The sequence below is a fragment of the Sulfitobacter aquimarinus genome, assembly GCF_040149565.1.
Taxonomy (GTDB): domain Bacteria; phylum Pseudomonadota; class Alphaproteobacteria; order Rhodobacterales; family Rhodobacteraceae; genus Sulfitobacter; species Sulfitobacter aquimarinus.
On record NZ_JBEFLO010000008.1, the window covers coordinates 118,986 to 140,930 of the forward strand.

23 protein-coding genes are annotated in these 21,945 nt (G+C 61.9%); 3 read left to right on the forward strand and 20 right to left on the reverse strand.

Annotation, left to right across the window (positions count from 1 at the left end; genetic code table 11):
• Positions 1 to 62: 62 nt before the first annotated feature.
• The 3 genes from pdhA to ABMC88_RS14635 are packed head-to-tail and all read left to right on the forward strand — an operon-like array spanning position 63 to position 3,764.
• Positions 63 to 1,082 (forward strand): pyruvate dehydrogenase (acetyl-transferring) E1 component subunit alpha, encoded by a 1,020-nt coding sequence (pdhA, locus tag ABMC88_RS14625; RefSeq protein WP_349577632.1) that lies wholly within the window; start codon positions 63 to 65, stop codon positions 1,080 to 1,082.
• A gap of 3 nt (positions 1,083 to 1,085) precedes the next feature.
• Positions 1,086 to 2,453 carry a pyruvate dehydrogenase complex E1 component subunit beta gene (locus ABMC88_RS14630; protein WP_349577633.1) on the forward strand — a complete coding sequence of 456 codons (1,368 nt, stop codon included), beginning with the start codon at positions 1,086 to 1,088 and terminating at the stop codon, positions 2,451 to 2,453.
• Positions 2,454 to 2,465: 12 nt separating this feature from the next.
• Complete coding sequence (locus ABMC88_RS14635; RefSeq protein WP_349577634.1) at positions 2,466 to 3,764, forward strand: pyruvate dehydrogenase complex dihydrolipoamide acetyltransferase; 1,299 nt, start codon at positions 2,466 to 2,468, stop codon at positions 3,762 to 3,764.
• 132 nt (positions 3,765 to 3,896) lie between these two features.
• Here ABMC88_RS14635 and cysE read toward each other — a convergent pair whose 3' ends face one another.
• The 20 genes from cysE to fabF all read right to left on the reverse strand — a co-directional run bounded on the left by cysE (position 3,897) and on the right by fabF (position 21,818).
• Positions 3,897 to 4,709, reverse strand: coding sequence for a serine O-acetyltransferase (gene cysE, locus ABMC88_RS14640; protein WP_349577636.1), 813 nt, complete (start codon positions 4,707 to 4,709; stop codon positions 3,897 to 3,899).
• A 70-nt stretch (positions 4,710 to 4,779) separates the two neighbouring features.
• Complete coding sequence (locus ABMC88_RS18555; protein ID WP_439655610.1) at positions 4,780 to 5,079, reverse strand: DUF7742 family protein; 300 nt, start codon at positions 5,077 to 5,079, stop codon at positions 4,780 to 4,782.
• Positions 5,076 to 9,002 (reverse strand): baseplate multidomain protein megatron, encoded by a 3,927-nt coding sequence (locus tag ABMC88_RS14645; RefSeq protein WP_349577637.1) that lies wholly within the window; start codon positions 9,000 to 9,002, stop codon positions 5,076 to 5,078. Before ABMC88_RS14645 ends, ABMC88_RS18555 begins: the two co-directional genes overlap by 4 nt.
• A complete protein-coding gene (locus ABMC88_RS14650) occupies positions 9,002 to 9,442 on the reverse strand; it encodes an NlpC/P60 family protein (protein ID WP_349577638.1) in 441 nt (146 codons plus the stop codon). The genes ABMC88_RS14645 and ABMC88_RS14650 overlap by 1 nt, the downstream gene beginning before the upstream one ends.
• Positions 9,439 to 10,326 (reverse strand): phage/gene transfer agent baseplate hub protein, encoded by an 888-nt coding sequence (locus ABMC88_RS14655; protein WP_349577639.1) that lies wholly within the window; start codon positions 10,324 to 10,326, stop codon positions 9,439 to 9,441. The genes ABMC88_RS14650 and ABMC88_RS14655 overlap by 4 nt, the downstream gene beginning before the upstream one ends.
• Entirely contained in the window at positions 10,326 to 10,958 is a 633-nt protein-coding gene (locus tag ABMC88_RS14660; RefSeq protein WP_349577640.1) for a phage distal tail protein, Rcc01695 family, read from the reverse strand. Before ABMC88_RS14660 ends, ABMC88_RS14655 begins: the two co-directional genes overlap by 1 nt.
• A gap of 15 nt (positions 10,959 to 10,973) precedes the next feature.
• Positions 10,974 to 11,642: an RcGTA-type gene transfer agent tail tape measure protein gene (locus ABMC88_RS14665; RefSeq protein ID WP_349577641.1), complete on the reverse strand. Its 669-nt coding sequence runs from the start codon at positions 11,640 to 11,642 to the stop codon at positions 10,974 to 10,976.
• The gene (locus ABMC88_RS14670; RefSeq protein ID WP_349577642.1) at positions 11,632 to 11,841 is read right to left on the reverse strand and encodes a rcc01693 family protein; all 210 of its coding nucleotides are present in this window, start codon (positions 11,839 to 11,841) and stop codon (positions 11,632 to 11,634) included. The genes ABMC88_RS14665 and ABMC88_RS14670 overlap by 11 nt, the downstream gene beginning before the upstream one ends.
• Positions 11,838 to 12,152: a gene transfer agent family protein gene (locus ABMC88_RS14675; protein ID WP_349577643.1), complete on the reverse strand. Its 315-nt coding sequence runs from the start codon at positions 12,150 to 12,152 to the stop codon at positions 11,838 to 11,840. The genes ABMC88_RS14670 and ABMC88_RS14675 overlap by 4 nt, the downstream gene beginning before the upstream one ends.
• 2 nt (positions 12,153 to 12,154) lie before the next feature.
• Positions 12,155 to 12,583 carry a phage major tail protein, TP901-1 family gene (locus ABMC88_RS14680; RefSeq protein ID WP_349577644.1) on the reverse strand — a complete coding sequence of 143 codons (429 nt, stop codon included), beginning with the start codon at positions 12,581 to 12,583 and terminating at the stop codon, positions 12,155 to 12,157.
• Positions 12,584 to 12,646: 63 nt separating this feature from the next.
• Complete coding sequence (locus ABMC88_RS14685) at positions 12,647 to 13,057, reverse strand: DUF3168 domain-containing protein (RefSeq protein ID WP_349577646.1); 411 nt, start codon at positions 13,055 to 13,057, stop codon at positions 12,647 to 12,649.
• The gene (locus ABMC88_RS14690) at positions 13,054 to 13,392 is read right to left on the reverse strand and encodes a phage head closure protein (protein WP_349577647.1); all 339 of its coding nucleotides are present in this window, start codon (positions 13,390 to 13,392) and stop codon (positions 13,054 to 13,056) included. The genes ABMC88_RS14685 and ABMC88_RS14690 overlap by 4 nt, the downstream gene beginning before the upstream one ends.
• Positions 13,389 to 13,988: a head-tail connector protein gene (locus tag ABMC88_RS14695; RefSeq protein ID WP_349577648.1), complete on the reverse strand. Its 600-nt coding sequence runs from the start codon at positions 13,986 to 13,988 to the stop codon at positions 13,389 to 13,391. The genes ABMC88_RS14690 and ABMC88_RS14695 overlap by 4 nt, the downstream gene beginning before the upstream one ends.
• Positions 13,989 to 14,175: 187 nt before the next feature.
• Complete coding sequence (locus ABMC88_RS14700; protein ID WP_349577649.1) at positions 14,176 to 15,345, reverse strand: phage major capsid protein; 1,170 nt, start codon at positions 15,343 to 15,345, stop codon at positions 14,176 to 14,178.
• Between the two features lie 13 nt (positions 15,346 to 15,358).
• A complete protein-coding gene (locus ABMC88_RS14705) occupies positions 15,359 to 15,973 on the reverse strand; it encodes an HK97 family phage prohead protease (protein ID WP_439655611.1) in 615 nt (204 codons plus the stop codon).
• A 17-nt stretch (positions 15,974 to 15,990) separates the two neighbouring features.
• Positions 15,991 to 16,218, reverse strand: coding sequence for a GTA head formation protein, RCAP_rcc01685 family (locus tag ABMC88_RS14710; protein WP_349577650.1), 228 nt, complete (start codon positions 16,216 to 16,218; stop codon positions 15,991 to 15,993).
• Positions 16,211 to 17,380, reverse strand: coding sequence for a phage portal protein (locus ABMC88_RS14715; RefSeq protein WP_349577651.1), 1,170 nt, complete (start codon positions 17,378 to 17,380; stop codon positions 16,211 to 16,213). Before ABMC88_RS14715 ends, ABMC88_RS14710 begins: the two co-directional genes overlap by 8 nt.
• Before the next feature lie 210 nt (positions 17,381 to 17,590).
• A complete protein-coding gene (locus ABMC88_RS14720; RefSeq protein WP_500812342.1) occupies positions 17,591 to 18,961 on the reverse strand; it encodes a DNA-packaging protein in 1,371 nt (456 codons plus the stop codon).
• Positions 18,962 to 19,387: 426 nt separating this feature from the next.
• On the reverse strand, positions 19,388 to 20,557 hold the full coding sequence (gene mltG, locus ABMC88_RS14725) for an endolytic transglycosylase MltG (protein WP_349577652.1): 1,170 nt from the start codon (positions 20,555 to 20,557) through the stop codon (positions 19,388 to 19,390).
• Position 20,558: 1 nt separating this feature from the next.
• Positions 20,559 to 21,818 (reverse strand): beta-ketoacyl-ACP synthase II, encoded by a 1,260-nt coding sequence (fabF, locus tag ABMC88_RS14730; protein ID WP_349577653.1) that lies wholly within the window; start codon positions 21,816 to 21,818, stop codon positions 20,559 to 20,561.
• Positions 21,819 to 21,945: the final 127 nt, after the last annotated feature.

Sequence of the window (21,945 nt, forward strand, 5' to 3'; positions counted from 1 at the left end):
ATATAGTTTAACGTTAAACTATATTTAATGCCCCTTGCGGGCGTGCCCCGGAGGATCGCCATATGGCTGCCAAAAAACCCAGCAAAAAGACAACCCCGCCCAATGTTTCTGCCGAAGATCTGACCGCGTATTACCGCGACATGCTGCTGATCCGACGGTTCGAGGAGAAGGCGGGCCAATTGTATGGCATGGGTTTGATTGGCGGCTTTTGCCATCTTTATATCGGGCAGGAAGCCGTTGTTGTCGGCCTTGAGGCCGCAGCCGAAGAAGGCGACAAACGCATCACCTCGTACCGCGATCACGGTCACATGCTCGCCTGTGGGATGGACCCCAATGGCGTTATGGCAGAGCTGACGGGCCGCGAGGGCGGCTATTCCAAGGGTAAGGGCGGCTCGATGCATATGTTCTCGAAAGAGAAGCATTTCTACGGCGGTCACGGCATTGTAGCCGCACAGGTGCCGCTGGGCGCGGGTCTGGCCTTTGCGGACAAGTACAAAGACAACGGGCGCGTGACCTTCACCTACTTTGGCGACGGTGCCGCGAACCAGGGTCAGGTGTACGAAGCGTTCAACATGGCCGCCCTGTGGAAGCTGCCGTGTATTTTTGTGATTGAAAACAACCAATACGCCATGGGCACCTCGCAACAACGCTCGACCTCCTCTGCCGAGATTTACGAGCGTGGCAATGCCTTTGGCATTCCTGGTGAGGCAGTTGACGGCATGGATGTACTGGCCGTGAAAGCCGCGGGCGAGACGGCGGTAGCGCACTGCCGGTCGGGCAAAGGGCCCTATATTCTGGAAATCAAAACCTACCGCTATCGCGGCCACTCCATGTCGGACCCTGCGAAGTACCGCACCCGCGAGGAAGTGCAGAAAATGCGCGACGAGCGTGACCCGATCGAGGCTGTCCGCTCGCTTTTGCTGACGGGCAAACACGCGACCGAAGATGACCTGAAGGCCATCGACAAAGAGATCAAAGGCATCGTCAACGACAGCGCCGAATTCGCCAAAGAAAGCCCGGAGCCGCATCTCGACGAGCTTTGGACCGATATTTACGCCGACACCATTCCACAGGAGGCTTGAGACATGGCTACCGAAATTCTAATGCCCGCCCTGAGCCCCACAATGGAAGAAGGCACGCTGGCCAAATGGCTGGTCAAGGAGGGCGATACCGTCGCCTCCGGTGACATCATGGCCGAGATCGAAACCGACAAGGCAACGATGGAATTCGAGGCCGTCGATGAAGGTATCGTTGGCAAGATCCTGATCGCCGAAGGCACCGAAGGCGTGAAGGTGAACACCGCCATCGCAATTTTGCTGGAGGAAGGCGAAGACGCCTCCGCCGCCGATGCCGTCTCCGAAGAGCGGGCGACGCCCAGCGAGGAGGCCCCCGCCGCAGCGGCCCCCGCGGCAAGTGCCGCACCGCAGGCCCCGCAATCCGATACCTCCCCCGATTGGCCTGAAGGCACCAAGCTCAAGCAGCAGACCGTGCGCGAAGCTTTGCGCGATGGCATGTCCGAGGAGATGCGCAAGGACGAGGACGTCTTTGTCATGGGGGAAGAGGTCGCCGAATATGAAGGTGCCTATAAGATCACCCAAGGGATGCTGGACGAATTCGGTTCAAAACGGGTGATCGACACGCCCATCACTGAACACGGGTTTGCAGGTATTGCCGTGGGCGCGTCCTTTGGCGGGCTAAAGCCGGTCCTTGAATTTATGACCTTCAACTTCGCCATGCAGGCGATTGACCACATCATCAACTCGGCGGCCAAAACGCTTTATATGTCTGGTGGTCAGATGGGTGCGCCGATTGTGTTTCGCGGTCCAAACGGCGCTGCGGCCCGTGTGGGCGCCCAACACTCGCAAGACTACGCCGCCTGGTACATGCAGGTGCCTGGTCTGAAAGTCGCGATGCCCTACTCTGCCTCCGACTATAAAGGTCTGATGAAAACCGCGATCCGCGACCCCAATCCCGTGATCTTCCTCGAAAACGAGATTCTCTATGGCCGCACCTTTGATGTGCCGGAGATCGACGACTATACGGTCCCGTTTGGTAAGGCCCGCATCTGGCGCGAGGGCGATGACGTCACCATCGTCAGCTTCGGTATCGGGATGACCTACGCGCTCGAAGCCGCTGAGAAGCTGGCCGAGGAAGGCATCATGGCCGAGGTCATCGACCTGCGCACCCTACGCCCGATGGACACCCCCGCGATCATCAAATCCGTGATGAAAACCAACCGTTTGGTCACCGTCGAAGAAGGCTGGCCCCAAGGGTCCGTCGGCAACTACATCAGCTCGGTGGTGATGCAGGAGGCGTTTGATTACCTCGACGCGCCCGTCATCAATTGCACCGGCAAGGACGTGCCGATGCCCTATGCGGCGAACCTTGAAAAACACGCTTTGGTCACCACCGCCGAAGTTATCGACGCCGTGAAACGCGTCACCTACAAATAAGGAGCGGATCGTATGCCCACAGAAATCCTCATGCCCGCCCTGTCGCCCACGATGGAAGAAGGCACGCTGGCCAAATGGCTCGTCAAAGAAGGGGACGAAGTCTCCTCTGGTGACGTGATGTGCGAGATTGAAACCGACAAAGCCACGATGGAATTCGAGGCTGTAGACGAAGGGATCATCGGCAAAATCCTTGTGGCGGAAGGCACCGAAGGCGTCAAAGTCAACGCCGCCATTGCCGTCCTTCTTGAAGAGGGTGAAAGCGCAGATGACATCGCGGCAGCCCCCGCCGAAAAAGCAGCTCCCGCCGCCAAAGAGGCTGAGCCAGCACCAGCAGCGGCCCCTGCCCCTACCGCGACGCCCGCCCCTGCGGCCGCAAAGGCCGACGGCACCCGCATCTTTGCATCCCCCCTCGCCCGTCGCATCGCGGCTGACAAGGGCGTGGACCTTGGCACAATCGCAGGCTCAGGCCCGCGCGGCCGTATCGTGAAAGCAGATGTCGAAGGGCTCAGCAAATCGGACGCGCCAAAAGCCGCCGCACCAGCGCCCGCGCAAGCAGCGGCCCCCGCCGCGGCCCCTACTGGCCCATCAGGCGATGCCATCGCCAAAATGTACGAGGGACGTGAATACGAGGAAATCACCCTCAACGGCATGCGCAAAACCATCGCCGCACGCCTCACCGAGGCCAAGCAAACCGTGCCGCACTTTTACCTGCGCCGCGACATCCAGCTTGACGCGCTCATGGCTTTCCGCGCCCAGCTCAACAAACAGCTGGAGCCGCGCGGCGTGAAGCTCTCGGTCAATGACTTCATCATCAAAGCCTGCGCGCTGGCCCTGCAACAGGTGCCGGATGCCAATGCCGTCTGGGCGGGTGACAAGGTCTTCAAACTCAAACCCTCGGATGTTGCCGTTGCCGTCGCAATCGAAGGCGGCCTGTTCACCCCCGTCCTGCAAGACGCTGAAATGAAGTCTCTTTCGGCCCTTAGCGCCGAAATGAAAGACCTCGCCGCCCGCGCCCGCGACCGAAAACTTGCGCCGCATGAATACCAAGGCGGCAGCTTCGCCATCTCGAACCTCGGCATGTTCGGCATCGACAACTTCGACGCTGTGATCAACCCGCCCCATGGTGCGATCCTTGCCGTTGGCGCAGGCACCAAAAAACCTGTCGTGAACGCAGACGGCGACCTTGGTATCGCGACGGTCATGTCCGTCACCCTGTCGGTGGACCACCGCGTCATCGACGGTGCCTTGGGTGCAGAGCTTCTCAACGCGATCAAAGACAACCTCGAAGCGCCGATGACGATGCTCGCCTGATATTTTTTCTGGCCCTATATCCTCTGGGGAGTTTGAGGGGCACAGCCCCTCATCGCCTCCGACAGGAGCCCATAGATCAGACAAAAGGCCGGAGCATTGCTCTGGCCTTTTTCAGTTAAAATCTGATAGTTGTTACTCGCCCCAAGACCCAAGGATCTGGTTCATGGAGACAGAGGGTTGCGCGCAGCCAGCTTCGCCGACGATACGCGCAGGGATACCCGCGACAGTCTTGCACGCAGGCACCTCTTCCAACACCACCGATCCCGCAGCAATGCGGCTGCAGTGCCCGACTTTGATGTTGCCCAGCACTTTGGCCCCCGCCCCGATCAAAACACCGTCCCCGATCTTGGGGTGGCGATCCTCTTCTTCCTTGCCGGTGCCGCCCAATGTCACGGAATGCAGCATCGAGACATTGTCACCCACCACAGCCGTCTCGCCAATAACGATCGAGTGCGCGTGGTCGATCATGATCCCTTTGCCGATCACCGCACCGGGGTGGATATCGACACCAAATATTTCCGACACACGCATCTGGAAGAAATATGCCAGATCACGCTGGCCGTTGGCCCACAGATAGTGCCCGACACGGTAGGCTTGCACGGCCTGATACCCTTTGAAGTACAAGATCGGTTGAAGCAAACGGTGGCATGCGGGGTCACGCTCGAACACGGCGACCAGATCGGCCCGTGCGGCCTCCACCAGGCCGGGATCGGCCGCATAGGCCTGATCCACGATTTCGCGCACCACCATCATCGACATTTCGTTCGACGAAAGCTTGGCGGCGATGCGGTAAGACAGCGCCTTTTCCAACGTCTCGTGGTGCAGGATCGTGGCATGCACAAACCCGCCAATCAACGGCTCGTCGCGCACCGCCTTTTCAGCATCGCGTTTGATTTGGTCCCAGACGGGATCAACGGCGGTTATTTTGCTGTGCGGGTTGGCCATAGGACAGGCTCCTTTTTGTCGACTGCCTTTATACATAGCCGTTGAACGGTAAGGTGCAAACCTGTTGTCGTCAATTCTGCCTAAAACTGTCATCGCGCCGCTCGCGCAAAGCCCCTAGAACGACGGCAATTCCTGCCTGTAATTCCTCCCCCCGCAGGCCAGAATTCGCGGGACCGCAACAGGATATCACAGCGGCACGCAGGCTTCCGTCCCCCCATGCGGGGTGCAGTTTCGCCATCCTTTTCACGTATTTATCCGCCACATGCGCGCGCCAGATCAGGCGCGCGCAAAATGCCGTTTGTTGGGGTGCCGGCTGCTGCCGCACGGCCCACGCCGCGTGGTGCAGATCGCTCAGCCCGATCTGTCTCACAGTGTGGTGATCTCCAACTGTTTTGCGGGCCCCGCACCAAAGCTGGCCGATATCTGGGCCACCTCCACCACAAAAGGCACCTGCACCCCGTCGGCCGTTCGCGCAGACGCAGCATAGGAGAAGACAGGCGCGTCCAGCATCTCTTCGCGCAGCACAATGCCGTTCTTGATGACCCGCAGAACATAGGCCTCCGAATCTTCATTCAGCGGCACCTCGAGCGCGTCCCAAGGGTCACCATCAATCCGCGTGCGCCGCACCCACGACAGCGCCAGCGCGCCGTCGGTTTGCAGCGCACCTTGCAGATGCGCGGGGCGGTAGGGCCGCAGGCCGTTGCCCGCAAACGCATGTTGCGATTGGCGGTACGAGGGGTCGCTGACGGGGCGGCTGGCCGGACCGATGCGATAGTTTTGCACGACATTGCGCAGATTGCGGCTTTGCTCGATCTGCAAGGGCACGCCGTTCAGCAACACAAATTGTGACCCTTCGGGCCAGACATCAGGCATCAGCGCGTCTGACCCCGCCTGCCCGCGCAAACGCCCGCTGAGCAGATAGGTTTGAGGTGCGATCAGCTCGGCTGTTTGGAACTGGAAGACTTCCCACCTGTCGCTGCTGCCATCGCCAATTGCGGCCAGATTGGCCCCGCCCAGCAACGCGTCCTCGTCCACACTCTCAAGCGTGCCGCTGATCAGCCGGACCTGAAGCGCTGCGCCGCGGTCGTACAGTCCCGCGCAGGCCCGTGGCATCGCCGTCTGCGTCCGTCCGATCGTTGAACGGATCGGCAGCACCGTGTTCAACTTGAAATTTTGCTCGGTCAGGCTGGAATACAGCGCGACACTGCCGGGCCACGGGTTTGCGCTGGCCGCTATGTGCGGGGCAAAGGGCACCTCGTCGCCGCTGAGCAATGGCAGGTCCATGAACAAGGGATAGACCGGCACAGGGGCCACGAAAGTGCGCAGGCTGACCAGATCATCCGCGATGGGTGCGGGATCGTAGACTTGCGGGTCCACGCGCACGGCCTCGACTTGCTGGTATTCGGCCAGATCGACACGGTCGATACGGTAGAGCGACGGCCCCTCGGCCCCATCGGCGGACAAGCTCACCACATCGCCCGCGCCCAGCGCCATCTTGGAGGGCGGCAGCGCAAACTGCACCGTCTCGCGGGCAATCCGCGCCTCGTTGAGCCACCGCTCCGCCACCTGACGCCCTTCGGCACGGGTCAGCAACATGCTGAACTCGGTCGCGGATACGGCATGGGTCTGCTCGTCCGGTAGCACCGCCTCTTCCGAAATCACGTCAAAGCTGGCGTCGGCCTGAATAAACCGCACCCGCACCCGCCCCGAGATCCCGGCATCGGCCTCGCGCGTCTGCACGGTTGTGCCGTCCAGATCATCGCTCACGGCAAAGCAGTCGCGTTCCAGCGCCGTCTCGCGCAGCCCGTTGCGCATGCGGAAAACCAGCGTGCCGTCACGCTCAATCGCGTCGAACCCATAGCGCACCATCAAGGGCTGCAAAGACGCCCTTGCATCGGCCACATCCGTGACCGCATAGCCGCGCACAACGCCGTACAATGCAGAGGTATCAATTGCCGTGACATCTGCACTGGTGCAGATCTCCTCGACCACCGAAGCCAGCGAGCGCGAGGACGTGCGCCCGTTCATCCAGTGGCCACGGGCATAGCTTTCACCGTCGCTCCACAGCGCGCGGGTGTTGGGGAAGAACGGATAGGGCCGCACGTCCCACGCCCAGATAAAGGCGCGGGTCATGTCGATCATCGGGCCATCGTATTCGATGCCTTGGGGATTGTTGTCAGGGTCGGCCCAATATTGGGTCATCGCCCGCGTGTATTGCATCTGGATCAGATCATCGCGGGCCCCGTCCGAATGGCGCGGCAGGCTGCTTTCCGATGATTTAAGGTCCAGAAACTTGTTGGGCTGGTTGGTTCCTTTATCAATCGCGGCACAGCCGTATTCGGTGAACCAGACGGGTTTGTGCCCGGGCAGCCAGCCTGTGGGATCATTTGCCCGCACGCCATCAATGCGCGGATAATGCAGGTTGCCCCACCAGTTGCGGATGTCCTTATAGCGGTAGACCCACGGCTCGTCATATGCGCCATCGGTGATCGGCGTGCGGATTTGCGCGGCACGCTCTTCGGGCGAGCCATAGTAGTAATCATAGCCCTCGCCGCCCTCGATGTTGGATTGCAGATAGCCGAGGTTATAAATCGCGTCCCATTCCTGCGCGTCCAGATGATCGACGCCTTCGCGCCAGTCCGACAGCGGCATGTAGTTGTCGATGCCGATGAAATCGATCTGCGGATCAGCCCAAAGCGGATCAAGGTGGAACAAGCGATCGCCCGTGCCGTCTTGGGGTTGGTAGCCGAAATACTCGCTCCAATCCGCCGCATAGCTGATCTTGGTATCGGGACCGACCAATGCGCGCACCTCGGCGGCAAGTGCGCGAAACGCCTCGACGGCGGGAAAGCTGTTGCGGGCAGAGCGAATTTGCGTCAGCCCGCGCATCTCGGAGCCGATGCAAAAGGCGTCCACGCCCCCTGCCGCCGCGCAAAGTGCGGCGTAATGCAGGATAAAGCGGCGCAGGGTCCATTCTTGGGGACCGGTATAGGTCACCTCACCATCTTCCACGCTGAAATCCGACGCTTGCGCAGTGCCGAAAAAGGCCGCCACCTCGGACGCCGCGGCGGGCGTTGTGTCGGGTGACCCCGCCTGCCCCGGTGCGGCGCTCAGCGTAATGCGCCCGCGCCATGGCAATGCTGGCTGCCCGTCTTCGCCTGTGTAGGGATCGGGCAGCGTGTTGCCTTCGAGTTGGTCCATCAGGATAAACGGGTAGAACATCACCGCCTTGCCTGCGTCGTTCATCGCCTGAATAGCCTCGACCACAGCGGCATCAGCGGGAGTACCGCCATAGATCGGGCGGTCATCCTCGCCTTGCGCGATGACGGCTGCCGTGCTGCGGTCAAGGCCCGTCACACGCCACGGCATCTCGTCACCGTCTACGTTGGGGTCCTCGATCTTGGGCTGGACCGTACATTCGCCCACCCGCAGATCGGACCCGAACCACGACACCACCAAGGACGCCGCCTGCAATTGCGGCAACTCTTCCGTCAGCGCGTCCAGAGAGGTCGAAAAATCGGTTTTCCCCGATGGCGAGTTGATGTTGGCGCTCCACAGCGCCTGATTGTCGCCCTCATAGTTCACAGGCGTGGTGGCCAGTGCGTATTCCCCCGTACCGGGGATCAGCGCCACGGCTTCTACCCCGTAGCTGAGCGAGGATTCGCGGTCCGCCTGTTCAGGCCGGATCACCTCGAAACTGAACTGCGGGACGCGGTTGCCGAACTGTTGCAGCGCCAGCGCCTCCATCACGACATAGGCCGTGCCGCGATAGGCAGGCACTTTGCCCGTGCCCTCAATCGCCTCCATCAGCGGGTCGGGTTGCTGGTCGGCGTGGCCTGAATAGACGGTCATGTTCAGATCATCGGGCGCGACCTCTTCACCGTCCGCCCAGACACGGCCCACGCGGATGATCTCGCCCTCGCACAGCGCAATCGCCATATTGACGGTGTAGCTGTATTCGGTGGTCTTGGGCTGCACGCTGCCGCCCTTACCGCCGCCATTGGTTGTGCTGATCTCGGCAAAGTCCGAGGCCCAGATGACCTGCCCCCCCACCCGCATACGGCCGTAGATTTGGCTGACAGGATCGCCCTCGCCCGCGCCGGTCAAACGGAACCGGTCCACCTTGCCCGTCTCGACGGCTTGTGCGCCGCTGCCCAGAATTTTCTGGTCCACCACACGGCCCAATGTCGCGCCCACGGCGCGGCCCACCGCCACAGAGGATAAACCCGCCAAGGTCCCGCCGATCGAGCCGCCGACGGCCGCCCCTGCTGCTGAAAATAATATCGTCGCCATCAGGTGACCTCCTTGGGAAATTCAAAACACGCCACGATGCGGCGCTGCCACGGGGCGCTCAGCGCGCTTTCCACAACGCCGCGCCCCGCATAGGCATGGATAAAGCGCGGGAATGGGCCTGCGTCCGAGACGATGCCAAGGTGTTTGGCCACAGCCCCGTTGCGCATACGGAACAAGATCACATTGCCGCTGTCCAACTCACTGACCTGTTTAGGCGTCAGATGGCGTAGGGCGGCCTGCCACAACCGCTCGTCGCCTTGCGGCTCGGACCAATCCATTGAATAGGCGGGCACCACCTCTGGCTCTGTGCCGTAGACCTCGCGCCAGACACCGCGCACAAGGCCCAGACAATCACTACCTGCGCCGCGCACAGCGGATTGATGCACATAGGGCGTGCCGATCCAGCTTCGGGCGGCAGCGACAAACCGCGCCCCGCTCATCTCCGCGATCCGCCGCTGTTGGTGTTGCTGCTGCTGGGCACCGATAGCACCCAATCCTCGCCCGGCAGATCGGGGAAACCCTGATAATTGGGGAAGTTGTTGAATTTGAGCTGGCACGTCTCGACCCGTTTGTCGCAGCCCGCGACAAGACGCACTTGGGTGCCAGTTGTCACCGCACCGCGCACAGGCTCCCACAGCTCGATGATGCGGCTTTCGCCGTCGATGCGGTCGCTCTTGATCGTGCTCCACAGCCCTGCGGCAGGGCCGTCGATGACCTCCAGCCGCCCGCGTGTGAACCAATCCGCATCAAAGCTGGTGAAACCCTCCCACACGAACCTGCGTGCGCCCGTCACCTGCTGCACCGCCAATGTCTGGCTATAGCTGGGCTGATTGAGATTGAAGCGGCACGCACCGTCCCCCAACACCGCCGCGCAGGGCTTTTGATAAACCCGCCCCAGCGGACGGTTCAGCCCCTCGGTCAGCCCGCGCAATTCAGCGCGAAAGCCGCCATCGACACGCGTCAGCTCTCCCAGATGGCCGCGAAAGTTGAGCCATCGTTGCGCGGTATCCGCCCAGTTCACCAGCCAACCGCGTACCTCTGCCCCGTCAAAGCGCCCCTGCTCGATCTCGTCCTCGCGCAGGGAGCTATCGCTGAGCGCCCCCAGCGCCTCGGTATTGTCCACCGACAACCCCGTCGATTGCGCGACGGCCAGCGCACTAAGCCCGGTGTCGGCGCGGAATGTCACACCGTCAAACGCCAGCGGCAGGTCATGGTCGGTGAAGGCGAAAACCTCCCCGTCGGTGCGGGTGATCAGCCACGCGTGGCATAGGGTCGTCAGGCCAGTGGCCAGATGCGCCTGAAGGTCTGCATTGAAATCCGCCATCACACACGCACCTCACGCACCGGAATGTCGGGGACCTGTCCTGCGTTGAACGTGGCCATATTGGTCAGCAGACTGTCACTGTCGAACCGCACAGGCACGTCGAATTCATAACCCGCAAAGACCCGTGTATCGGGGTCTGGCGGGTGGTTGAACGTGATCAGCCCCGTGGTGTCATCGACGGTGTAGTCGATGGTGTCTTGCTTGTCGTCTTGCTCGACCGCGATGATCACACTGCCCTGAACAGGCTTCTTGATGGGCCGCGCATAGGTGTGCCCGCCCGAGCGGTAGGTCTTGATCAGCTGGAACTGGGTCGTGACGCCGTCGCCAAGGGCGATCTGCTGGTCCTGACGGTCCACCTTGGCCGAGGGCAGGCCAGATTTGTAATCCGACCAATCTTTCCAGCGAAAGCCGAACATCTTGCCAAACCGCGCCTCGTAGAAAGCGATCACCGCCTCGACATCATCCAAAGACCGCAGCCCCACGCCCGCGTCATAGACACGGCGCGAATGCGCCCACGGCGTGTTGCGCTCCTCATACCCGTTGGCCAGCGTGACCACATCCACCCGCCGCTGCGGGCCGCCCAACGCGCCAAAGCTCAGGGCCGTTGGAAATTGTACCTCGTGAAAACTCATCGCGTAGCCCCCTACTTATCTGTTCTTTTGACCGGCGCTCAGCGCGCGGCCCATTTGCGCCGCGATCTGCCCGCGTGAGCGTTGGAAGCCCGCGACATCGGGCGTTGTAATGTTCATCACCACCGTGGGCGCACCGCCCCCGCCACCACCGCCTGCCCGCACGCCCAGCTTGCCGTCGGGGCCGCGTGCCAGCGGCATAATCGCCTCTGGCCCCGCTTCGCCCATCACGCCCATACCGCCGCGCATCCCGAAATGCGTCGCCTGCGAGACAATGCCGCCCTGCGCAAAAGGCATCACCTTGCCCTGACTAAAGGGCGCACCGTTGGCAAAAGGCAAAATACCCTGCACCAGCCCCGTCACGCCCTGCGTCAGCAGCCCGCCAAAGTGATCCGTCACAGGTTTGATCGCGGCGTTATAGGCGCTGTTGGACAGCGACTGCGCGACAGTGCTCAGCGCGTCCGACAGCTTCATCCCGTCAAACACCACACCGTCAAAGGCCTTGCGCAAGCCACGGCTCAATCCGCGCTCCAGCGTGGCGACATCCTTGCCCGTCGCCGCCAGCGCGGTGCTCATGCGGCGCAGCTCTGTGTCAAAGCCCGACACCAGAACGCTGGTCTGGCCCAGCGTCTGGTTCAGCGATTGCGCGTCACTGCCCAGATCGTCGAAACTGTCATCATCTCTCATCTTGATCATCCTTCTTTATGTCGGGATAGGCCGCCATCAGCGCCGCCAACCCGTCGCTTAGCATCGGCGCCCTGGAGGCATCGCTGCCCAGCATCAGCTGCAATTCCACAGGCGTCAGCGCCCAGAACTCGTCGGGCTTCAGCCCCAGCCCGTGAAGGCCCGCGCGCATCAACGCGGGCCAGTCGAAGCCCTTGCTCACGATTGCACCACAAATGCGCGGGCCAGCAGCTCTGCTGCGGCTTGGGCGGCCCGCATCGGCCCGCCCTCGATCTGGGCTGCGGCCAGTGTGTCAGGGTCCATCTGCACCCCGCCACCACGCAGCCCCGCACACAGCAGCGCCAAAACGTCATGGGTGGAAAACCCGCCCGTCTCGAACCGCTGCACCAGCGCCATAAGCGATGGCTCGGCCAGCTCTTCCTCCAGCTCCGCCAATGCGCCCAGCGTCAGCCGCATGTTGTGGGTTTGATCGTCCACGACCAATGCCACCTCTCCCCTCCACCGATTTTCCATGGTTATTCAACCGGATCGACATAAGGGATGAACTGCAACTCACCCGCCGAAGCCAGCGACAGCTCGTATGTCGCCTCGCCATTCAGCTGGCCCGCGTATTCCAGCGAGGTCACCTGAAACGCGCCCTCGACGATGCCGAACTCGGGGATGACCACCTGAAAATCGGGCGTGAGACCGTCAAACAGCAACTGGCGCGCCCGCTCGTCCGTGGCCGCATCGCGGAACACCCCCGACCCGCTGATCGCGGCCGAGCGGACGCCCGCCCCCGCCAGCAACTCACGCCAGCCGCCTTCGCTATCGAGTGCAGTCACATCCACCGCTTCGGCGTTGAAACTGATGCGCGTGGCACGTAATCCGGCGATGGTCTCGAAATTGCCATCGGTGCTCATGTCTACTTTGATCAAAAGATCCTTGCCTGCTTGAACAGCCATTTGTCGTACTCCTGTAGTGTGGCCCAAAGGGACCGTTGAGAATTCATCACGCCCAAGCAGGCGCTAGTCGTCCTGCACCCGCGCACGGAATTGCAGATCAATCTGGCGTGCACTGGCGCTGTCGATGCGTTTGGCCACCGCCCGCTCGAACCGCAGCGAGATCAGGCTGCCGCGGCTCAGGGGCAGATCGGCATCGTGCAGCGCGTCGCTGACCGCAACGGCGACCGCCTTGGCACTGGCAAAACCGGGGTTGGTGGTAATCACGGACACGGTCAGCGCATGCACAGCACCCGCACCGCTGCCGTCAGAGGCATCGCGCACGCTCTCTGACCCCAACCGAACATAAAGGTCGGGCAAGCCCCCCGCAGGCACGGCATCATAGATCGCGCCCCCGACCAGCGCGGTAAGCGCTGTGTCATCGCTCAGCGCCGTGAAAACAGCCGCCTGCAACGCGCCTGAAACTGCATAGGTCATACCACCTGCTCCTGCTGGGCAAGGCAGGTGAGATAGCAACCGTCAGGGTCTGCCTCGGCCACTGCCTCGATGTTGAAAATACGGTCACCTTCACGGAAACGCTGTTGCGCGGCAGGGCGTTGCGCACTGCCCACCGGCGCGCCGCGCACGGTGATTTTATAAGCCATCCGGCTGACAGGAGCGCCGCCTTGCGCAGTCTCGCGGCCACTGCGCGGCCTGACATCGGCCCACAGCACTCCCAAAGGCACCCAGCCTTTGACATAGCCGCCCGCCCCGTCCCGCAGCACATCAGGCGCTTCCAGCACAAGTTGGCGGTTCAGACGCGGGACGCTCATGCCTGCGCTCCGATGCTGCCCAGGCGGATCATGCGGAACCGTTCGATCAAAGAGGTGACACCAAAGGGCATACAGCCGCCCGCCAGCGCCGTATCATGGCGGTACTCGTAATAATGCGAAGCCAGCAGCATCACTGCCTGACGCATATCACTGGGCAGATCGTCCCACTCAGGGCCATATCCCGCAAGGAACCGAACGCGCAGCACACCGCCCTTTTCGGGACCGGGCAGACAGGCCGCGGTGGGGCGCAGACGCGGCGCATGAGCATCACGCTCCAACCAATAGGCCGTCCCACTCACTTCTTGCTCTGTACCGGCCCGCGATACCAGCGTGACATCCGCCACCACCGTGACAGGCGCGACCCCCAGCAGCAAAACCGTCGCGTCGCGCAGCGATGAGACCGACAAAGCGAACTCCCGCTCGATCAACGCCTTGCCCGTGCGCGCTTCGATTGCGGCCATCGCAGCGCGCAAAAAGCTGGCCAATACGGCGTCTTGCAGCGTGTCCTCGGCAAATCCTGTGCCAAGGCGCAAATGCGCTTTGAAATCCGCCACCGGCAGGGCCGCATCCGGTATATTCGTTTCTTCGATCAACATCCCAAAGCCTCTCTTGACTGTCTTGAATTCCCGCCACCCCACAAGGGCGGCGCACTCCCCTCCCGGACGCACACCCCATCCGCGCATTGCTCGGTCGGAGGGGAGCAGCTAGACAACGCGCAGACATATTCAGGTGCACGTCCGGACCGAAGCAGGCAGCGCCCGCTCCGGCTTCGACATCCCCTGTTTAGGAGGTGCCGAATTTCAACAGCTTGATGGCTGCAAAGTCGCTGACGTCACCGCCCACGCGCTTGGTCGCATAGAACAGGACATGCGGCTTGGCGCTGAAGGGGTCGCGCAGGATGCGCAGATCGGGGCGCTCGGCGATGGTGTAGCCTGCGTTGAAGTCACCAAAGGCCATGGCCATCGCATCCGTGCCCGCATCGGGCATGTCCTCGGCGATCAGCACAGGATAGCCCATCAGACGCGCAGGCTCACCCGCGGCCAGACCGTCCGACCACAAGAAACGCCCGTCCATGTCCTTGAGCTTGCGCACAAGGCCCGCCGTCTTGGAGTTCATCACAAAAGACGCATTGGCACGGTACTGCGCACCCAGCGCATAAACGACATCAACAATGGCATCCGCCGTGACGTCACCCGCCGCACCCGTCGGCACATAGCCCAGATTGCCCCAGGCCCAGACGTCATTGTCGACGGTCGCATGGTCCAGAATGCCCTTGGGCTTGTCGACACCGTCCCCGTTGATAAAAGCCGAGGCTTCGGCGCGGGCGAATTTGTCCGCGATGCGGCCTGCCAGCCAGCCTTCGATGTCGAACGCCGCATCATCCAAAAGACGTTGTGAAGCTTTAGGCAGCGCGCTCAGCTCGTGCAGCTGCACGGTGATGCGGTCGATCTGCGGCGTGTCGCTTTCCGCAACGCCACCCGCTTCGGTGGCCCAGCCCGCGCCTACGTCCGAATGATCCACCAGCACGTCATAGGACGTGGCCTCGACGTTGACGACGCTCGCAATCGCACGGATCGAGGCAGTAGTGTTCAGCACGGATTTCACGATATCGCTTGTTTGTGGGTCCACCAGATACCCGCCGTCCGAATTCACAGCTGTGGACATCGCCTTGCCCTCCAGCTCAAGGCCGCGCAGGCCGTCGTCATCGCCCGAACGCACATAGGCGTTAAAAGCTTTTTGGTGCGGCGCACCCGCATCTGTGGCGCCCGCCAAAGGAGTACGCGCAGCAGTCAGTGTCTTACGATCCAGCATAGTCATTCGCTCTTCTGTTTGTTGAAGTTTGGTCTCAATTTCGGCCTGAAAGCCCTTGAATTGTGTGACAAAGCCGGTCACGGCCCGCCGCACGTTTTCCGCCGGGGACAGACCCGCAGCGTCGTTCTTGGTATCGCTCATCGTTGCGTTCCCCTTATGGTTGCTGTTGCGCAGGGGTGATTTGGGCTGTTGCCGTATCAAACACCTCCGCCATCTCACGCAGGACGTCTCCGACGCGGATGAAACCATCCGCCTTCGCCCCCACCCGCGCACTGGGCAGCATCGGAAAGGTCACCAGCGACACCTCCCAAAGCTCCAGTTCCTGCAAGAGCCGCTGGCCCTTGGTATTCTTCGCCGCTTTGACAGTGCGGTAACCAATGCTGAGGCCGTCAATCGCGCCCGCCTCGATCAGGGCAATCGCCTCGCGGCCCTTTTCGACCGACTGCAAAATGCGGCCCTTCACAAACAGGCCGCGGCCGTCTTCGCGGACCACGTCCCACACCCCGATGGGCTGCGCGGGATCGTGCTGCCACAGCATCTTGACGCTGCGCTTGGCCGCGCCCAACGCCTTCAGGCTGGCCGCATAAGCGCCCTTTTGCACCACGTCACCGCCTTGATCCGCATCGCCGAAAAAGCTGGCGTAACCTTTGATCTCGACGCCGCCCTCGACCTCTGCCACCTCGTCAAAGCGCATAAATTTGCGCTCAAGACAGGGCAAAACTCCCCCGTTCTCCGCGCTTGGCGCGAAGTCACTTCCACTCATATCCATCTGATATCCCTTCTCTTTTACCCGACAGGCGCCACAACCAGAAACGACTGCACCGCTTGTGCCAGGATCACGGCCACCACGCCGTAGACTGTCAGCCAAAGACGTTTCTCCAGCCGCTCCATCATCACTTCGATCCGGTCCAACCGCTTGGCCAGATTGTCAAAGTGAATTTCGCTTACCCGTTCATGCGCTTGCAGCCGCATGCCGGGCGCACACTGGAAACGCTCAACGGGCATGTCATTCATCTGCCGCCACCGCAGGCAGGCCCAGCAGGCTGCGCTTTTCGGCCTCGGTCAGGAAATCGGCCCCCGCCACCCGCGCCCATTGCGCATCGCGCTCTGCACTCAGCGCGGGCACCTGATCCAGATCGGGCTTCAGCTCGACCTCCTCGCCCGCGAACCCCGACAGCCAATGCGCCAGAACTGCCGTCACCCGCGTCGCCAAGGGCAAAACCGTCAGGCGATAGAACGCACGGTGCGCCTCTTGGTAGTTGGCATAGGTCGCATCCCCCGCGATCCCGATCAGCATCGGCGGCACCCCGAAGGCCAGCGCAATCTCGCGCGCCGCCGCTTCCTTGGTCTTCTGGAACTCCATATCCGAGGGCGAGAAGCCCATCGGTTTCCAGTCCAAACCACCCTCCAACAACATCGGACGGCCCGCATTGCGCGCACCCTGATGATGGCTCTCCATCTCGCTCACCAGACGGTCGTATTGGTCATTGCTCATGCTGCCCTGACCTTCGGCGCCTTTGTAGATAATCGCGCCCGAGGGACGTGCCGCATTGTCCAGAAGCGCCTTGCTCCAGCGTGAGGCCGAGTTATGCACATCCAGCGCCGTCGCCGCCGCCTGCATGGGGCTAAAGCCGTAATGATCGTCCTGCGGGTGGAAATTGCGAACATGGCAGATCGGCTGACTGGTGCTGGCGTCAAACCGATGCTTGCGCCCGCTCACCGCGTATTCATAGGCCACGGGCCACCCGTCATCCCCAGGCACCACACTCATACGGTCCGAGCGCAGGACATGCAGTTCCAGCGGCACACCGCCCTCACCGCCCACGGCCTCGACATAGCCATCGCCCGACAGCAGCAGCTGCGCATAAAGCGCCTCCAACAGCTCCGCCCGCCCCTGCGCCGCGTTCGGGCGCGACATAAGACCCAGCACCGGGTGGCTCTCGAACCGCTGCACCGTGTCCTGGCACACCAAAGGCAACGCCGCGGCTGCTTCGGCAATCAGTTTGACGGATCGGAACCCGACAGGATTGCCCGCAAACCCTGTGCGCGTCAGGGACACAGTGTCACGCGGGCTCCACGCCACACGACCAGAGGTTTGTACCCCCACAACACGCCCCGTCGCGGACGCCTTCACCTCGGCCACTCCGCCTGCCCCACGCTTCAGAAAATCAAACACTTCGCATCTCCTATGCCCTGATCCGCTGGCGGGCCGTCGTCTTGGCCGCCTGTGAAAACAAATTGCCACTAAATATTTAAAGCGTGGCCACCAGACCGTGCGTTGCGCGGAACGTGCACCTGACGGGAAGACGCGGGAACGTGACTGCCCCCCCAACAAAACAGGGGAGAGCCAAAGCTCCCCCCTTCCCCACACCCCATCTGTGCGCCTCTAAAGCGAGCGCACCCCCGGTTGTCGCCACTTCGCAGCAGGCTCAATCATCAGCTCGTGCAAGGCCCAGACCAACGCATCCACGCGGTCCGGTGATCCACCACCCTCATACCCGCGCCGCGTCATGCGGCACATCTGGTCTTCCAACCCGTCCAGCCCCGCCACATGGCGCACGCGGCCCTGTTCGTACAAAGCGGCCACAGGCTCGGCGCGGGCAACCTTGCCGCGGGTGGCATGTACGCCCTTATAGGGGACCAGCGGATCAACCTGCCGAATGACCTCCTGCACCATCTGCCCGCCCTGGTTCACCTCGGCCACCAAACGGTCAGCGCCATAACGCTCCATCGCGGCGATGGCGGCTTTCGCCCAGCCACTTGGCCCCATACCCGTGACCGTGCAATCGGCCAGCACATAGGCGCGCCAGCCCTGCGGCGGCCCGCTACACTGCACGCCCGCCACCACGATCCCGCATTCATCCGACGATGCGCCCGATGTCGTTGCGGGGTCCACCGCTACAACAATGCGGTCCAACGCGGGCACATCTTTCGCCCGCGCTGCCTCCATCATTGCGCTGGTCCACAAAGCGCCTTCCGCATCCGATAACAAAACGCCGTCCAGCTCCTGCCGCCCCAATCGCGTCCCCTGATACCGCGCCTGCACTTCCTCCAGAAACGAAGCCGCCAGATTGGCGCGGTTGGCCTGCGTCGCGGCATGGGTGACAACAGTAGAGGGCGATTTGAGCAGCTCCTTCAACACCCCCACATTGCGCGGCGTTGTCGTCACACAAACCTGTGGCTGGTCCCCCAACCGCAGCGCAAACTGCAACATGTCCCACGTTTCCTGAGACTTCTTCCACTTGGCGATCTCGTCCACCCACGCGCCGTCAAACTGCGGCCCGCGCAACCCTTCGGGGTCATGCGCCGAATGAACGGTCGCGACCGCGCCGTTGGGCCAGACCAGCCGCTTGCGCGTGGCCTCCCACACGGGGCGGCGATCAGGGGGCGAGCAGGCAAGGATCCCGCTCTCGCCAAAGATCATCACCTCGCGCACTTGGTCAAACGTCTCCCCCACAAGTGCGATGCGCGTGCAGAGGCCACGGTCCATGGGCCTCGCCCCCTCAACCCGCGTTCGCACCCACTCGGCCCCCGCCCGCGTCTTGCCCGCGCCGCGCCCGCCCAAAATCACCCACGCCCGCCATCCCCCCGGTGGCGGTAGTTGGTGCGGCATGGCCCAGAACTCGAATAAATAAGGGAGAGCACGAAGCTCTCCCTCATCCAGCTCATTCAGGAACGTCTCCTGAACCGATGGAACAGCGGAGCCGATCCAGTTTGCACCCGATATCAGCCCGTGCTTGGTCAAGGTCAAGGGCATGTCCCCCTTGCGCAATTCCAGCTTGTTTGGTTCGGCAGTCATACAAAATTAGCCCCGCTTTTTGACAACGCGCAACTGTCTCCGACAGCTGTGACACCGTCTTTGACGCTGTAATTGCGTCGATTTCCTCTCCGGTAGTTGCCTGTTCTTTCAGGCGCTCTAACGCTTCTCTAAGCTCGGCAAGCGAGCGGTGAACCGAGGCGAACATCGCCTCAGCCTCCGCCAACTCATCAAGCGGTGGCACCGGTTGGCTAGTCATGTTTATCGGTCCTTTCGCCTGGATTTCTCCAATCGAAAGACATGAAAAAGCGGCCCCAACTATGTGTCAGGGCCGCCCCCCAAATCTCCTAGCATGAGAAATGGTATAATATTGGTAAGTGGAAAACGCGTGACGCCACCGTGCGCTTGTTGCGCAACGGCAAAGGGTCAGTCGTTGGCTTCGGCCTCTGCCTTGCGCTGCGCCTCGATCTGGCGCCACGCAGCGACATTGCGGTTATGCTCGTCCAGGGTCACGGCAAACGCGTGGCCGCCCGTGCCATCCGCCACAAAGAAAATATAGGGCGTCTCGTCGGGCTGTGCCGCCGCCATCAGGCTTGCACGGCCGGGGTTGGCAATGGGCGTGGGCGGCAGGCCGGGGATGACATAGGTGTTGTACTCGGTTTCGGCGCGCAGCTCACTGCGGCGCAGACCACGGCCCAACACCCCTTCACCCCGCGTGATGCCGTAGATCACCGTCGGGTCGGTTTGCAAACGCATCCCCTGATTGATCCGGTTCACAAATACACTCGCCACCTGACGGCGCTCGTCCGAAACGGCGGTCTCTTTTTCGACAATCGACGCAAGGATGAGCAGATCTTCAGGGCTTTCAATCGGCAATTCGGGATCGCGTGCTTCCCATGCCGCGGCCAGCAGCGTTTCTTGCGCCGACGACATCCGCGCAAGCAATGCGTTGCGGTCATCGCCTTTGCGCACCTCATAGCTGTCAGGCGCAAGCGAGCCTTCGGCAGGGGTAGAAGGCACGGTGCCTTCCAAAATATCCATGCCGGAGATCGCATTCACAACCTGCCAGCTGGTCACACCTTCGGCCACGGCCACACGGAACCGCACATCCGCCTGATCGCGCATTTCGGTATAGGCCGCAGGGACCTCGTCCACACCTTGGATAAACTCCGCGCGCTCCTCGAAACGGTTCGTGGCAGGGTCCAACTCACGGACCTGAACGCTTACGCGGTTGATGCCCACACGGTAGACGATCTCGGTGCCGCAAGTGCTGGCCCCGCCCTTGGTGATCGCATCCACAATCCCCTTCATCGAGGTCTCTGGCTCGATCAGGAAACTACCGGCTTTCAGCTTGCCGGTCTTGTCCTCGTAATCCGCACCAATGCGGAAAATCGAGGCCGAGCTTACAGCCCCCTGCTTTGCCAGATTCTTGCTGACACTGCGCATGTTGGTGCCGCTTTTGACCTGCACACAGACCGCTTGGGTCAATGGGCCGGGGGCGTCATACTCGGACTTGCCCCACATGATCAGGCCGCCCAGCAGGAACATGCCCACCATCAAAAAGGTAATCGCGTTCGCCGCAACATGCCGCCACATCTCAGTCGACCTTTCCGAACAATACGCTGGCGTTTGTTCCGCCAAACCCGAACGAGTTGCTGAGCGCCACGTTGATCTTGCGCTTCACAGCCTTGTTCGGGGCCAGATCGATCTTGGTCTCTACAGCCACGTTATCAAGGTTGATCGTAGGCGGTGCCACCTGATCGCGGATCGCAAGGATCGAGAAAATCGCCTCGATCGCGCCCGCAGCCCCCAGCAAGTGGCCCGTGGCCGACTTGGTCGAGGACATGGTCACATTCGCCGCATGATCGCCCAGCATCCGCTCAACCGCGCCCAACTCAATCGTGTCGGCCATGGTCGAGGTGCCGTGCGCGTTGATATAATCAATATCCGACGGCTCTTTGCCCGCATTGCGCAGCGCTGCGCGCATAGAGCGTTCCCCGCCCTCACCGTCCTCGGACGGGGCGGTAATGTGATAGGCATCGCCCGACAGGCCGTAACCGATGACTTCGGCATAAATCTTGGCACCGCGCGCTTTGGCGTGTTCGTATTCTTCCAGAACCACAATGCCCGCGCCCTCACCCATCACAAAGCCATCACGGTCCGTGTCATAGGGGCGGCTGGCTTTCTTGGGGTCGGCCTCGCCCTTGGTGCTGAGCGCCTTGCACGCGTTAAAGCCCGCAATACCGATCTCGCAGATCGCGGCTTCGGCCCCGCCTGCAACCATCACATCGGCATCGCCGAACATGATCAGACGGCTTGCGTCGCCAATCGCATGCGCCCCTGTGGAACAGGCCGTCACAACCGAGTGGTTCGGCCCTTTGAACCCGTATTTGATGGAAACCTGCCCGCCGATCAGGTTGATCAACGCACCAGGCACAAAGAACGGGCTTACCCGCTTGGGGCCTTTTTCTGCCATCATCACAGCCGTATTCGCGATCGAATTCAGCCCCCCGATGCCAGACCCGATCAGAACACCCGTCCGCTCAAGGCTTTCGCGGTCTTCAGGCGCCCAGCCTGAATCCTCGATGGCTTGCTGAGCCGCCGCCAGACCGAACAGGATGAACGTATCCACCTTCCGCTGGTCTTTGGGCGCCATATAGGCGTCGGCGTTGAACGTTCCGTCGCTGCCATCGCCACGCGGTACTTCGCAGGCATATTTCGTGATCACCCGCTCGGGATCAAAGGTGGTAATGGGGCCCGCACCCGATTGCGCATCCAGAATGCGCGACCAGCTTTCCTCGACCCCGTCTGCCAACGGTGTGACCAAACCCAAACCTGTAACGACCACTCTGCGCATATGCTTTGACCTTTAAGTATAAATTGCTTTGCGCCGCTATACCTTGCACAGACGGCATTGTTCAAGCCTCTGGCTGCGGGGTCGGCATGAATGCCCCGCACGCCTGCACCCTGCGCGGGTGCGCCCT